General features: G+C 34.1%; 12 protein-coding genes. 6 read left to right on the top strand and 6 right to left on the bottom strand.

Features of this window, described 5'->3' with window-relative positions:
* Together nadE and purD are read left to right on the top strand one after the other, a co-directional pair.
* Positions 1-783 carry an NAD(+) synthase gene (gene nadE / locus CGC48_RS05205; protein ID WP_098028731.1) on the top strand — a complete coding sequence of 261 codons (783 nt, stop codon included), beginning with the start codon at positions 1-3 and terminating at the stop codon, positions 781-783.
* Positions 784-846: 63 nt separating this feature from the next.
* Complete coding sequence (purD, locus tag CGC48_RS05200) at positions 847-2,118, top strand: phosphoribosylamine--glycine ligase (protein ID WP_098028730.1); 1,272 nt, start codon at positions 847-849, stop codon at positions 2,116-2,118.
* A 108-nt stretch (positions 2,119-2,226) separates the two neighbouring features.
* Here the strand turns inward: purD and CGC48_RS05195 are convergent, their stop codons facing one another.
* The 6 genes from CGC48_RS05195 to CGC48_RS05175 all read right to left on the bottom strand — a co-directional run bounded on the left by CGC48_RS05195 (position 2,227) and on the right by CGC48_RS05175 (position 8,963).
* Entirely contained in the window at positions 2,227-3,051 is an 825-nt protein-coding gene (locus CGC48_RS05195) for a thymidylate synthase (protein ID WP_098028729.1), read from the bottom strand.
* 83 nt (positions 3,052-3,134) lie between these two features.
* Positions 3,135-4,085, bottom strand: a complete 951-nt coding sequence (locus tag CGC48_RS05190; RefSeq protein WP_098028728.1) for a hypothetical protein — start codon at positions 4,083-4,085, stop codon at positions 3,135-3,137.
* Between the two features lie 126 nt (positions 4,086-4,211).
* A complete protein-coding gene (locus CGC48_RS11915; RefSeq protein WP_262482373.1) occupies positions 4,212-4,346 on the bottom strand; it encodes a hypothetical protein in 135 nt (44 codons plus the stop codon).
* Positions 4,340-5,092 (bottom strand): hypothetical protein, encoded by a 753-nt coding sequence (locus CGC48_RS05185; RefSeq protein ID WP_098028727.1) that lies wholly within the window; start codon positions 5,090-5,092, stop codon positions 4,340-4,342. Before CGC48_RS05185 ends, CGC48_RS11915 begins: the two co-directional genes overlap by 7 nt.
* On the bottom strand, positions 5,086-5,835 hold the full coding sequence (locus tag CGC48_RS05180) for a hypothetical protein (protein WP_098028726.1): 750 nt from the start codon (positions 5,833-5,835) through the stop codon (positions 5,086-5,088). The genes CGC48_RS05185 and CGC48_RS05180 overlap by 7 nt, the downstream gene beginning before the upstream one ends.
* A complete protein-coding gene (locus tag CGC48_RS05175; protein WP_098028725.1) occupies positions 5,829-8,963 on the bottom strand; it encodes a toxin VasX in 3,135 nt (1,044 codons plus the stop codon). Before CGC48_RS05175 ends, CGC48_RS05180 begins: the two co-directional genes overlap by 7 nt.
* 797 nt (positions 8,964-9,760) lie before the next feature.
* Between CGC48_RS05175 and CGC48_RS05165 the strand changes: the two genes are divergently transcribed.
* The 4 genes from CGC48_RS05165 to CGC48_RS05145 all read left to right on the top strand — a co-directional run bounded on the left by CGC48_RS05165 (position 9,761) and on the right by CGC48_RS05145 (position 14,192).
* A complete protein-coding gene (locus tag CGC48_RS05165) occupies positions 9,761-11,647 on the top strand; it encodes a phage baseplate assembly protein V (protein WP_098028724.1) in 1,887 nt (628 codons plus the stop codon).
* A 16-nt stretch (positions 11,648-11,663) separates the two neighbouring features.
* Complete coding sequence (locus CGC48_RS11940) at positions 11,664-13,271, top strand: PAAR domain-containing protein (protein WP_317045458.1); 1,608 nt, start codon at positions 11,664-11,666, stop codon at positions 13,269-13,271.
* Positions 13,261-13,500 carry a hypothetical protein gene (locus CGC48_RS05150; RefSeq protein ID WP_098028723.1) on the top strand — a complete coding sequence of 80 codons (240 nt, stop codon included), beginning with the start codon at positions 13,261-13,263 and terminating at the stop codon, positions 13,498-13,500. The genes CGC48_RS11940 and CGC48_RS05150 overlap by 11 nt, the downstream gene beginning before the upstream one ends.
* Positions 13,501-13,595: 95 nt before the next feature.
* Positions 13,596-14,192: a tlde1 domain-containing protein gene (locus CGC48_RS05145; RefSeq protein ID WP_157909871.1), complete on the top strand. Its 597-nt coding sequence runs from the start codon at positions 13,596-13,598 to the stop codon at positions 14,190-14,192.
* Positions 14,193-14,466: the final 274 nt, after the last annotated feature.

Genomic DNA, 14,466 nt, shown 5'->3' with positions numbered 1-14,466 from the left:
ATGAACGCAGAAAAAGTAGTAAAACACATTGTTAAGTGGCTGAAAGATTATGCTGAAAATGCGAGTGTTAAAGGGCTGGTTATCGGGATTTCAGGCGGGGTGGATTCCGCAGTGGTTTCCACACTTTGTGCTGAAACAGGTCTGCCTACACTTTGTCTTGAACTTCCTATACATCAGGCTGAAAGTCACGTATCAAGAGCTAAACAGCACATCGATTTTTTGAAGAAAAACTACACCAATGTTTCCAGCCTTGAAGTAGATTTGACTCCCGTTTTTGACCAATTCGTAACCCAAATTCCACCTACGGACAAATCGTCTTACGAAATGGCTTTGGCAAATACCCGAGCAAGACTAAGAATGACAACACTTTACTATTTCGCTGGATTAGAAGGATATATCGTTGTAGGGACAGGGAATAAGATAGAAGATTTTGGCGTTGGCTTTTTTACCAAATATGGCGATGGAGGCGTAGATGTTAGCCCGATTGCAGATTTAATGAAAAGTGAAGTTTATCTTTTAGGAAAATATTTGAACATTCCGAAATCAATTCTTCAAGCAAAACCTTCCGATGGACTTTTTGGCGATGACAGAAGCGATGAAGACCAACTCAAAGCCTCGTATGATGAGCTGGAATGGGCAATGTTACAAGATGAGAAAGGCAAAACTGCCAATGATTTTTCAGGACGTGAGAAAGAAGTCTTTCAGATTTACAAACGATTGAATAAGAGCAATCAACATAAAATGAATCTTATTCCTATTTGTAAAATAGAAGATAAAGATTAGTTTTTCTTTAATTATTTCAAATTTTTATATTTTTCAACCATTAATCTGTTTAATAAAAATACTATGAATATATTAATTTTGGGTTCTGGCGGACGTGAACACGCTTTTGCTCTAAAAATTAGCCAGAGTAATCAATGCAAGAACTTATATATTGCACCTGGAAATGGCGGAACACACCAAATAGCTACCAACATAAATATAAATCCTACTAATTTTGAGCAAGTAAAGCAATTAGTGCTGGACAAACAAATTGAAATGGTTGTAGTAGGTCCAGAAGACCCTTTGGTACAGGGAATTTATGATTTCTTCAAAACGGATACACAACTACAACACGTTCAGGTAGTGGGACCATCACGCGAAGGAGCTAAGTTGGAAGGTAGCAAGGAATTTGCTAAGCAATTTATGCAACGTCACAACATTCCAACGGCTAAATATGAGAGCTTTACCAAAGAAACTATAGTACAAGGTTGTAAGTTTTTGGAAACAATGCAGCCTCCTTATGTTTTGAAAGCTGATGGGTTGGCAGCTGGTAAAGGAGTATTGATTATTAATGATTTAAATGAAGCCCAAACCGAGCTGAAAAATATGCTGCTCAATGAAAAGTTTGGTAACGCTAGTCAAAAGGTTGTTATTGAGGAGTTTTTGGACGGAATAGAATTGAGTTGTTTTGTGCTTACCGATGGCAAAAGCTACAAATTATTGCCTACCGCCAAGGATTATAAACGTATTGGAGAGAATGACCAAGGGTTAAATACAGGCGGAATGGGTGCTGTATCTCCTGTTCCTTTTGCTGACGCCAGTTTTATGGAAAAAATAGAAACTCGTATTGTAAAACCGACTATTTCAGGACTTCAGAAGGATAACATTGAATACAAAGGATTTATCTTTATCGGGCTTATTAAGGTTAATGGCGAACCTTATGTGATTGAATATAACGTTCGTATGGGGGACCCTGAAACAGAAGTAGTTCTGCCTCGTATTGAAAGTGATTTAGTGCCAATCTTTAAAACTTTACAAACACAAACCTTGGATACGGTCTCTCTTGCTATCACTCCGCAAAGTGCAACTACGGTAATGATGGTTTCAGGAGGTTATCCAGAAGATTATGAAAAAGGAAAACGAATTTCAGGAATAGAAAATGTAACAGGAAGTATTGTTTTTCACGCAGGGACCACTATAAAAGAGGGCGAATTACAAACTTCGGGGGGGAGAGTACTTGCCGTTACTTCGTTCGGGGAAGACTTTAAGGAAGCATTGCAGAAATCATACGAAAATATTGAAAAAATTCACTTTGATAAGATGTACTTCCGAAAAGATATTGGCTTTGACCTGTAATCAAATTTTTAGAAAACAGAATAAAAGATAGTAATTACTAAAAAATGTATTGGGAAATGATGACAATCTTTCTCAATACATTTTTTATTATTTTTCTGTAGTTTGCTTTTAGATAGAAACTTCTCCTTTTATGGCAGGATAAGGGTCGTAACCTTCCAGTGTAAAGTCCTCATATTTAAAAGAAAATAAGTCGGTTACCTCTGGATTGAGCTTCATTGTGGGTAAAGGACGTGGCTCACGACTCAGTTGTAATTTCACTTGTTCAAGATGATTGTTATAAATGTGAACATCTCCAAAAGTGTGTACAAACTCACCAACTTCTAGCTTACAAACTTGAGCCACCATTATTGTTAATAAGGCATACGAGGCTATGTTGAAAGGTACTCCTAAAAACACATCGGCACTGCGTTGATAAAGCTGACACGAAAGTTTTCCGTCTGCCACATAGAACTGAAAAAAGGCGTGGCACGGAGGTAAAGCGGCTTTTCCGTTGGCAACATTCTCACAAAAGGATTTTGAAGTATCGGGCAATACTGAAGGATTCCAAGCTGCCACAATAATACGACGACTGTCAGGGTTTTTCTTGATGGTTTCGATTACTTGCTTGATTTGGTCAATATCTTCGTTGTTCCAATTACGCCACTGATGCCCATACACAGGACCTAAGTCACCATTTTCATCAGCCCACTCATTCCAGATGCGAACGCCATTGTCAGAGAGATACTTGATGTTGGTGTCTCCTTTTAAAAACCAAAGAAGTTCGTGAATGATGGATTTTAAATGTAGTTTTTTGGTGGTAACAACGGGAAATCCTTTGCTTAAATCGAACCGCATTTGGTAGCCGAATACGCTAATAGTTCCTGTTCCTGTGCGGTCTTCTTTTTTGTGTCCGTGTTCTAAAATGTGTCGTAATAAATCGTGATATTGTTGCATCTTATTAATTTTATGAGTAGAGAATCAGAACCGCAAAGATACAAAAAACCACTTCATAACGAAGTGGTTTTTTCAAAGTTGTATTAATAAGTGATTTCTGTTGTTTTTGTATGGGAATTAGTTTCACGGCTACTCTTATAAACCTCTTCAATTCTCGTCGGGTAACCTTTATCATTATATTGATAAGTATATGTGCTGGTTTCTGTATCGTTGTATTGGGAATTTCGTTTGTTTTCGTAGGTTCTTTTCACAGATATTAGATTGTTTTTCATTACTTTTTCATCAAGAAAATGGTCTGGATTTAAAGTAAAATGTACTGAATGATGTTTATAGTTCTTTTTATCATCGTACTTGAATTCTTTAGTGTCTTTACTGGTCTCATCCTCCTCTACAGACTTTACAACTCGCTTCTCTGAATCAAGAGTGTATGTTATTGTACGAGTTCTTGTTTTCTCTTCTCCGTTTAGAATATAAGGTGAAGTTATTGTTTTCTTGATTTCTGTGTCGGAAACGTATACAAACTGAACTATTATAGGTGTTTTTATGGTTGTATCATTTCCCTTTTCTTGTATTTCAGCTAATTTGTTACCTGAATATTTGTATGTAATAATATTACCACTCTTTCCTCTGCTTGTAGTCCATTCGTTAACTTCTTCTACCAACTTTCTATTTTCATATTTGTAGGTAGATTTTGATTCTTCCTCGTTGTTTTTAATATTTGTACCGATAAAAGTCTTTGGCAAATCGTTTTCATAGATAATTGTCAGTTTGGAACCTCCTACATTTTGTTTATTTTCAAAACGACTTGTTGTTGCACTTGCAATTTTATTATTTACTATTTCATAACTTAGTTCATCAACGTGTTCTATTTTGGTTTCTACACCATTTTGGTCACGTTCAGTTATGGTGTAACGCTCTACAACCTGTTTAGGAAGTAACATTGTTTCTTGATTAGGTTGTTCTCCGTTGTTATTATCTTTGCTACAACTTACAATTAAAGATAATGTAAATAAAGATAGAATAAATTTTTTCATATGCTGTAAATTTATAATTTTAGGACAAATGTAAGTTGAATTTTTCAAATAAAAAACTATTAAACGATAAATAAAAGTTAATGTTTTTGTTTTAAAAATTAGCACTTAAAGTATTGATAAGTTAAATTAGATGTTATTAAATTCTTTGTCAAAAGTTGACGGTGCTTCATAAATCATTTTAGGCACTCTATGAAAGTATTTTTTTACTACATCTGGTTTTTTGTAGCCTGTATGGGTTATTTTTCTTGTGTAATCTACCATTTTCCGATGCGTTTTCGTTCAGCTTGTTGCTCAGGGGTAGCTTCTGGTGTTTCTATCTTACTAGGATAGAGTGGCGGGGGGAACCCTTCTGCCTTGCGACGATGATAGTCTGCTTCGCGGTAAGGGTCAAATAGTTCACCTGGTGGTAACGGACGGTTTTTGTCCATATACCAAACGATAAAAGATATTGATTCATAGCATTTTCCAGGGTAAATAGGAATAGCGAATGTTACCCATTTGTTAGGACGCATTACTTGCAACTGAAAGGCTCCTTGCAGGTCTGTTCCTCCTGTGCTGTAGCAAAACTCTACCTCACTAAAAGCCATCGTGATATTGGGTTGCCATAAAAAGCCATCAAAGGTAATTAATCCATCCCGCCTGTTTAAGATGGCTTCCTCTTTAGGCATTGTAAGAGGGTAAATGATAGAGAATAAAAAGCCTATGATAGCCCCTATAAAAAAAATCATATCTTCTGCTCGTAAAGGAACTCCTCTAAGCATTCCTTTAGCAAAAAGTAATAATGTACCTAAGGATATTACTCCCACCGTTATGCCAATAGCCCAAGGACTTGTCCAAAGGTCAGTTTTTACTATGAAATTTTCTTCTACTAAGTAAGTTTTTCCATATCCTTTGTTAAAGGCTGGAGGTGCTTCATAAATCATTTTAGGCACTCTATGAAAGTATTTTTTTACTACATCTGGTTTTTTGTAGCCTGTATGGGTTATTTTTCTTGTGTAATCTACCATTTTCCGATGCGTTTTCGTTCAGCTTGTTGCTCAGGGGTAGCCTCTGGTGTTTCTATCTTACTGGGATAGAGCGGTGGGGGGAACCCTTCTGCCTTGCGACGCTGATAGTCTGCTTCGCGGTAAGGGTCAAATAGTTCACCTGGTGGCAATGGGCGGTTTTTGTCCATATACCAAACGATAAAAGAAATACCATTATAACAATTTTTCCCTAAAATAATAGGACTTGCAAAAGTTACCCATTTGTTAGGGCGCATTATTTGTAATTCGTAAGCTCCTTGTAGGTCTGTTCCTCCTGTGCTATAACAAAACTCTACCTCACTAAAAGCCATCGTGATATTGGGTTGCCATAAAAAGCCATCAAACGTAATTAATCCATCTCGCCTATTTAAAATGGCTTCTTGCTTAGGCATTGTAAAAGCTAATATAATGAAAAATAAAAAACCTAACCAATACAACATATAAAATATAATATCCCAAATATCCATAAACGCATCATAGGCAAAGGGAATAGCCACAATGAGAAATAAAAATACCCCCCCCCCTGTTATACCAATACCCCAATGAGCAGCGTAAGAATATTTATCTACCATAAAATCGTCTAAAACTAACATTGAACTATTGAAACCTTTATCAATAGTTGGAGGAATTTCATAAATCATTTTGGGAACTCTATGAAAGTATTTTTTTACTACATCTGGTTTTTTGTAGCCTGTATGGGTTATTTTTCGTGTGTAATCTACCATTTTTTTGCTGTTTTAAGGTTTTCTAAGGTGTCTATTTTTACTTCTTTATGTTGTTTTAAACTTGTTATATAGAATGAGTTACTCATTGTTTTTAATTTTATTTTTGCTCCTAAGTAACGCTGCTTGCTGTGTAGCAAATACGGAAAATAGAGGCTATGAGCCTCTTGTATCCGTAGGCGTAAGGCAAATACTAATTCGGAACGAGTCGTTATTTTCTTTTTGTAAGCCTCTGTTACTCCAAAGGTTACTCGTAACATAGTTACACCTTTTTTATTTATTTTGCTTACTTCGCCTACTTTTGCTACGATAGGTTCTGATTTTTTTATCCCTTCAGGGTAGAAAAAAGCATATGCTTCCACATTATTGGGATTAGAAAAAAAACGGCTGAATATCATTTTTGCCTCAAAGAAAGAGGCAGTTTTTGTAGTGGAGGTATTACTAAATCCTACAATGCTTGACATCATATGTACAGTGTAGGATTCGGATTCTTCATCAATTGGGGTAAACAGAATGTCTTTACAAACAATCATATCAAAAAGTGTAGCTTGTGCATCGATGGGGTTCATCATCGTTTGCTGATAGTCTTTATCGGTAACGAGTTTTGTTCTGTTTTTCAGGACATAACGTGTATAATCCATCGGGGTTTGGTATGCACCTTTGGGTAACATTTTTCTATCACAGAGCAAAAAGTTTTTGAAAAAGGTTTCAATGTCAGTATCAGCCAATAGTGAAGCGGTAATCATAAACCCTACTGCTACCAAAGCACCCACCCACCCTACAGGTCCAGTGGCTGAAAACACAATTCCCAGAGATGCCATTGTTGATATGCTAAAAGCAATACCAGCCCCAGCCATCAGCAGTGCAGCATCAAAATCACCCTTTTTCATTGAAGAAAAGGCATCATACATAGACCAACCTACTGAGACAACACCTCCTAAGGCTGTTAAAGTTATTGAGGGGTATTTAATTGATTTTTTACCCTTAGTATCTAAAAATGTTTTGAGTAAATCCATTGAAGCTTCTCCTAATTTAACAGAAGCACCCACTGTCTTTGCTATATTTTCTTTGTTACTTTCTTGTAGTAAATCAATAATTGCATTTTTAAAGTTATAAAGTTCTAAGAAAGCCAATACAGAATTAAAGGCTTTGCCATTAACCACTTCCCCCATTGCCAAATGCATTTTTGCTACTTTTGGGGAAACACTATGGGTTACATCTTGTCTTACCCGAACTGATATTTCTGCATTTTTCAATGTTTTTTGACCTGGTTTGCGTTGTTCGTAACTAAATCCGTCAGGAGAACTCTCTCTGAGAAATCGCAGTACCCACTGTTTTTTACCTCTGTATGTTCCCATTTGTATGTATTTGGGGTCAGGCTCTATTCCCAATTTTTGTAATTGGAAGATAAGGTCGTCGTCTATTATTTCAAACATTTGAGCATTGGTTACTTGGGTGTTCAATTTTTTTACAATGAACTTTTTCTTCTCTTCCAATGATTTGAAAACTTTTCCTCTCTCAACCACAAATGCTCCACAAAAATATTGTATAAATTTCTCATATACGTTAGCAATATCTGTTACATCTACCTTTGTGGACAAAGGTTCTTTAATTTCAACAGAGAGGTTTAGTAAGTGCTTTAGTGAATCTTCTTGCTCAGAAGTTTCCTCGTCATCTATTAATTCGTAAAACCAACCCGCCCATTGATCTTTTGGGTTATAATCTTTGCGTAATAGCAAGTGTTTTTCAAAATTGTGCGGATTATAACTCAAACAATCTAAGATATCTAATAATTTGTTTTGCCCAAAAAATATACGTTGCCAATGGTTCTGTAAAAAATCATTTAAATGTAGTTTAAAGTAAGTTCCCTTGGTTGCAAACTTTCCTAAATCATTTCTATAACTGATAAGTGATTCTCTTATACTTTTTCGTTCTTTAACTCCTAATATTCCTTCTATTTTTTGATAATCAAGTCCATAGCCAATGTAACCTCTATTTACTTTTGCCATTTCGCTTTTTTCTGTATAACTAAAATAACGCTCTACTTCTGGACGAGGATCCAATGAATGCCTATCACTAAAATTGATACCAGAGTTTCCTCCGTCGTATTTCAAGATAGCTTGCTCGTCATTGTAAACCATTTGATAGCAGGTCAGTGCCAAAGTAAATAACTCTCCGTATTCCTTTTCAGGATTTGGAGCTGTGAATTTACCTGATTTTATTCTTGAAAAGGCTTCTTCAAAGGTTTCACCAGATTGTAACGCTTGAATGTAAGCATGAAAAGAAAGTGTTTTTTCGCTTACCACTTCACTAATATCCTGTGCACACCCAAGTGGATCATCAAGAGTGATGAACATATCTTCATACACTTGATTATCTCCTTTTTTGTCTTGAGCTTTTTCATCTGCACAAATGTGTTGCAAGTTTCTTTCCCAAATGAAAAAGCGAGAATCATCCTTGTGGAAGCAAACAGAAACATCCTTAATAGAGTTCAAATGAATGGGAGGCTCTTCATCTTTTTTGATACCTTCACATATGATTAATTTCATCCGCTCTTTGCGTTTTTCTTGATCGGAAATCAATTCCAACAAATAGGAATAGCTCCATTGTACAGCGGAATACGCTACCCAATATCTTGAATTGGGTTTCACTATCAGGTAATCTAACTTTTCTTGATCAAAAGGAAACGTTCGTAAATCAGAATATTTTTTATTTTTCTTACCTTCTTTGATTATATATTGCAGTTTTCCGTCCTCACCAACATATAGCTCCTTGAATATATCCTTTTTATTGGGCTCATCATTAATAAGATAAATATATCCAGTATTCATAACCGTACGAGCTACATGAAAATTTTCCAAAGAGGGTACTCCTTTTAGTGCTATTGTTTCAACTGCTTTTATTTCATTTATCTCAATTGTTTCTGTTTTTTGGTTTTCATCAACCTTGAGTATTTTCTTTGTTATTTTTGGGATATAGTCTGTTTCTATTTTTTTCTCTTGTGAATTTCTATCAAACAATCCATACCTCAAAAAATGCAAATAAATACCTTTTTCTCTTATGATTAGTTCAGGGCTTTCTTTTAAAGACGCTCCTGCTCCTTCCATTGTAAAGATGTATGTTTTATTCATAGTTTTTACATTATAGTTCCACAAAATTACAAATTAATTTCTCATAAAATCATTTTTATTTTAACGTTTTTTATAAAAAGTTTTGTCTGTGGAGTTTTTTAACTTCTGTTTATGTATCTCCGTTATTACTAATAAGAGAGTATATTCGTTAAAAATTAAAAGTTATAAACAAGAAATATGATTAAAATTCATGTTTTTGACAAATCATTATAGAACTTGCTTAAACTTTCCGAATAAATGTTAGTGTAAACCCTAAATACAACATAACCATCTGTTGTGTTTAGGTTTTCATATCTTATAATCAATTCTTTAAGGCCATCAAATCACGCAAAACTCCTCTCTGTTTTAAACCGATTTTTATATAATTCTTCGTCAAAATAAATATTTTCATTTTGTCCATTTCTGGGATTTTGTTTGATATTAGGTATTATTTCTTTTTCTGTAAAAAACTTCTTAAATCTCAACTATCAAAACCTGTATAAGCTTATTTTTTGTTTTTAAAATACACTTCTGTCGGAAGCTCCCTCTACTGGCAATCTGTTTTTAATAGTTTGATTACCATAAGAAAAATTAATGATAAATTAAATTTTGCTTTAAATCCTCTTTTTCCGATGCTCAAATGGGAAATAATCCATTTTTTTATTATATCTTTGCTCAAAGTTCATTGATTTTTAGTTTGTTATGCGAAACAAAATGCTAAAAATTCTTGGAACTTTTACTTTTTTTAAGTTTAGACAGTTTTTTTGTTTATTTTTCTTAAACATACAAAACTTATTATTCACCTCAAAAATAAAAATATGTATTCAAAATTCAACACTTTTTCTACTATTCTTTCAGATTTGAAAGACGTAAAAACAACCATTTACGTAAAGGGAAAACCTTTAATTTTTGATTCACTTGTTTTACAACAGAGCCTTAATTCTTGTCATTCTTTCGAAGTTATAGAAAATTTTTTAGGTAAGGAAGATTTAATTGGTAAAAAATCACCTAAATCATTAACTGAATTCGTAGGTGAACGTATTCATATTGAGTTTCAACACAAGGATAACACGTATGAGTTTATTGGTTTTATCACCGAAGTGGTAATGGATTCTTGGGAAAATCCACAAGGGATTCCTAATACCAATTATATTCGTTATATAGGAAAGGGAGCTGTCTGCATACTTGATGATGTAACTTCTATGTTTTCATTTGTAGATTCTTCTCTTACAGACATCATACAGGAACTTACATACGACTATCAAAAGCATTTTTCAACATATTGTAATCCAAAATTTGAAGAAATTCTTCCTTTTGCAATGCAGTACAATGAAAGTGTTTTTGAATTTTTAAATCGGTTGTCAGCTCTTTACAATGAACTATTTTTCTATGACGGTAAGGAATTGTTTTTTGGGTTACCAGTGACCAATGAGGAGGAAGAACTAACTTTTGATGAGGATATCATTAGTTTAAAAATGACTGTGCAAACGCTTCCTCATAAACTTAGTCAGTATGATTATTTTGCAGAAAAAGACGCATATTTACATTCACAAAAGACTACTGAACCTGAACGCCAAAATATGCTTCTTAAGCCACTACTTTCCAAAAAAGATAGGTTATACACGTCTGAGGGAATTGTCCGATCGTCAGTAGCTAATACCACAGAAAGTAACTTGGACGATGTACTACAAGGGCACTACAATACTATTTTGGGTAATATGCACATATTAGAAGGAAAAACAAAAACTTCACGTATAAAAGTAGGTAGACTCATTCGAGTTCATTTTTCATCACATTATAATTTGGGTAATGAGATAGGCGTATATCGGGTGGTGTCTGTGGAACATCGAGTTGATAAGTCAGGAAGTTATGAGAATCATTTTGTAGCAATACCACAAGGTTTGGAACATTCATTGGCCACTATTCAAACAGTGGCTTACCCTGAAATAGCAGAAGTGGTGAACAATGAAGACCCTGAAAAGCAAGGTCGTGTACAAGTACAGTTCTACTGGCAAAAACATAAAAATTTAAAAACAAATTGGTTACGTGTACAAACTTTAGATGCGGGATTGCTCAGTGATGGAGCTAACAACAGAGGTGTCACTTTAACCCCTGAGGTGGGCGATCAAGTAATGGTAAATTTTGAACAAGGGAATCCGCATCGGCCTTATGTATCAGGTAGTATGTTCCACGGCAAAAATGCTTCAGGAGTTTCTAACAATGTACGGAGTATTATCACAAAAAGTGGTCATAAATTGGTATTTACAGATGATGAAAGTATTATCCTCTCTGATAAAAATGGAAATCAAATAAAACTTGATACACAAGGAAAAAATATTGAAATTACAGCACCTGAAAATATAACAATGAAGGCTAAAAATATAGTGCTTGAAGCTGAGGGTTATATAGATGCAAAAGCAAAAGGAGATGTGATAACTACTTCAGAGAAAAACATCTTGATGACATCAGCAGAGGAAGCAATAATAGAAACAGAAAAAGGGTTCACTGTAAAAGCAAATTCAGATGTAACAGTAAAATCAAAAGGAGGATTTACCGCCAATATTTCAGCTGATTTAAAAATAGAAGCCTCAGGAGATGTTAATATTGAAGGCAAAGGAAATACCCAAATTAAGGGAAGCAATAGTAAAGTAGTAGGCTCAAAAAGTTCATTGGAAGGAAATGCTTTCAAAGTAGAAGTCTCATAATTTTAAAAACTGATTTATGGATAGAAAACAAGTAGTTACCGTTAATATGATGCATACCTGCCCGATGACAACAGGAACTGTGCCCCACGTAGGAGGTCCAGTAATAGGTCCAGGTAGTGTAGGGGTAAAAATTAATGGTATTCCTGTAGCCTTACAGGGAGATACGTGTCAATGTCAAGGACCACCTGACAGTATCGTACAAGGGTGTCCTGGGGTTACCATCAATGGAACACCTATTGCTGTTCAACAATCACCAACGGCTCACGGAGGAACTATACCTCAAGGAGTTACAGGGGTAGTGGTTGTTTCTAAGAACGAATCTGTTTTTGAAATATCACAAGAACGAGAACCTGTAATATATAACCTACAATGGATTAAAGACACATTAGTAGTTCGGGATTCAAAGGTGCTGAAAGTAGTAACTTTAGGGGCAGACACACGCAACATTGCCGATGGAGAAGAAGTTCGTATTAAAGTACAAGCTACTAACCAACAGATTACAGAACTCTCAGGAAAGGTTCAAAACAACCGAGTGGAAGTAGAATGGGAAGTAGAGGCATTTGAAGAAGAACAGCAGGAGGAAAAGGAACAGAGAAAACAGGAGAGAGAAATTATTTATGTTCGTGATTTGGAAGCTGATAAACCCGAAGCTCAACCCAATGAAAAAGTAACTTACAAGGTTACCAAATACAGCCAAGAAAAAGTTACTGAAAACGACAAAAAAGGCATACAATGGGCAATAAAAATTGACGGCAAACAAGAAGTCTTAAAAGAAAAAGGCGAGAAACTTGTTCTGACAATAAAAGAAGAATGGGCGGGAAAAGAGCTTATTGTGATGCCGTTTTTGGTAAAGCCTGATGAGAAAAAAGTGAGTAAGAAGGTGAAAATCAATGAAAAATCTCATATAAGGCTTGTGATTACTAATGAAATAACGGGATATACTATTCAAAATTTGAAAGGATTAGACTATGTTTTTTCAGATCCAGCTGTTATTGTTCCAACATATAGAGTTGATGTAGTTAATTATGATAAAAATAATACAGAGGGAAAAATAGAAATTTCATTTAGTGTTACTCGCGATGCGTGGTATAATTTGGGAAAAGAAGAAAAAAAATATAAATTATTGAACAGAGCTTTTATTCCAAAAAATTGGGATCAAAATTTATATGGAGCCTATTGGATACCAAGTTATCCTAAATTTTCAGGAATGGGAGCATTTATCTTAACTCGTTTTGGCGAAAGAAAACTTCCTGCTAAACCATTGTTAACGCAAAAATTATTAAATGGAAAAGATATAGAAAGCCCAAGAAAAGATGAAAATATTGCAACAGATGTGATGATACATATAGGAGGTACTTATGAAATTATGGGATATGATTATTTAGGAGGTTCGTATGGGTGTTTTGGTTTTATTCCTGAAAGTAATATTCATAAAACTCCTGAATTAGCAAAAAAAGCAATTAAAAATGATACTTATGATGACAATATTAGTAATAAAGTCTGGAAAGAAATAACAAATAAAATTTTAAATCTTTCATTTGAATCTAAAAAAGATATAAAAATTTTACTTGAATATAGAGATGAAAACCTAAGTTATAAACCTAAATTTATATATGAAGAATAAATATATTTTTCCTATATTAGGAGCTATTATAGGAGTTTTGTTTTCTTTATGGGACGCTTTAATTTCTTATGGAGATACAGCTCCTTCCGATGAATTGATAATAAAAACCTTCAAAAATGCTATTTCTAATTATTTTTTGAATAAAAACACATTGATTTACATATTTATCGGTGCAGGATCGGGACAACTTTTGTGTTTTTTTGTAAAAATATCTAAAAAAAATAAATAATTTTATATTTTTTATTCAATCTAAAAATATTAAAATTTGCTATAAAAATTGACGGAAAACAAGAAGTTTTAAAAGAAAAAGGTGAAAAACTTGTTTTGACGATAAAAGAAGAATGGGCAGGGAAAGAAATTATCGTGATGCCGTTTTTGGTAAATCCTGATGAGAAAAAAGTGAGTAAGAAGGTGAAAGTGGTTGAAGAGCGATTATCCCTGTACTTTAATGGGAAATTCCTTATTTTTAGAGTAAAAGAGGAAGACAAAATTTCAAAATTTTCTTACAGAGCAGTTTCTGGTCGTCCATTAAAAAATGGAGAATTTGATTATAGTAAAGAAAGACAGAAAATGAAAGGAGTAGGACCTTTACCTGAAGGGAAATATTACATTAATCCACAAGAGATACAGTATTCTAAAAATAGAACAAACACGGATAAATTAAAAGGTTATGTTGGTAGAGGAACGATGCCTGGTGGTGAGGTTTCTTGGGGAAAGGGACGTGTTTGGATAAAGCCTTCACAAGTTTATGTTGATGGGATTTTGAGAGATAATTTTTCAATACACGGAGGAGAAGAAGCAGGAAGTGCAGGGTGTATCGATTTAACAGATAATGATGCTGATTTCTTCCAAAAAATTGAAAAATATAGAGAAAAAAGTACAAAAATCAAATTAGTTGTTAAATATGAATTTATTAATTAAATTGTTGCAACTGGTGATTTGCTTGTTCTATTTCGTACTTGTTGTTTTATTTTTAATAGATATTTGGGAGGTACTTAATGATTCTTCTAAGTATTTATGGAATTGTTGTCCGTGGTACTATTGTTCGGTAACAACATACATAATTTCGGGTGTTATGTCAATATTATGGTTTACTTTTGGTATAGCTATTTATTGGAAATTCAAAAGTAAATATAAAAATTTGATTTTTCTACATTTGTTTGTCTATGTATTATACGTTTTGTTTATTATTGAA

It is taken from the genome of Capnocytophaga cynodegmi (genome assembly GCF_002302475.1).
Lineage (GTDB): Bacteria > Bacteroidota > Bacteroidia > Flavobacteriales > Flavobacteriaceae > Capnocytophaga > Capnocytophaga cynodegmi.
This window is presented reverse-complemented; position numbering and strand designations above follow the sequence as displayed.

Bases quoted from the DNA above. Each gene is read 5' to 3' on its own strand.
- CGC48_RS05195 (WP_098028729.1), bottom strand. From the start codon at position 3,051: ATGCAACAATATCACGATTTATTACGACACATTTTAGAACACGGACAC.
- CGC48_RS05150 (WP_098028723.1), top strand. From the start codon at position 13,261: ATGAAGAATAAATATATTTTTCCTATATTAGGAGCTATTATAGGAGTT.
- CGC48_RS05190 (WP_098028728.1), bottom strand. From the start codon at position 4,085: ATGAAAAAATTTATTCTATCTTTATTTACATTATCTTTAATTGTAAGT.
- CGC48_RS05180 (WP_098028726.1), bottom strand. From the start codon at position 5,835: ATGGTAGATTACACACGAAAAATAACCCATACAGGCTACAAAAAACCA.
- CGC48_RS05185 (WP_098028727.1), bottom strand. From the start codon at position 5,092: ATGGTAGATTACACAAGAAAAATAACCCATACAGGCTACAAAAAACCA.
- nadE (WP_098028731.1), top strand. From the start codon at position 1: ATGAACGCAGAAAAAGTAGTAAAACACATTGTTAAGTGGCTGAAAGAT.
- purD (WP_098028730.1), top strand. From the start codon at position 847: ATGAATATATTAATTTTGGGTTCTGGCGGACGTGAACACGCTTTTGCT.
- CGC48_RS05175 (WP_098028725.1), bottom strand. From the start codon at position 8,963: ATGAATAAAACATACATCTTTACAATGGAAGGAGCAGGAGCGTCTTTA.
- CGC48_RS11940 (WP_317045458.1), top strand. From the start codon at position 11,664: ATGGATAGAAAACAAGTAGTTACCGTTAATATGATGCATACCTGCCCG.
- CGC48_RS05165 (WP_098028724.1), top strand. From the start codon at position 9,761: ATGTATTCAAAATTCAACACTTTTTCTACTATTCTTTCAGATTTGAAA.
- CGC48_RS11915 (WP_262482373.1), bottom strand. From the start codon at position 4,346: ATGGTAGATTACACAAGAAAAATAACCCATACAGGCTACAAAAAACCA.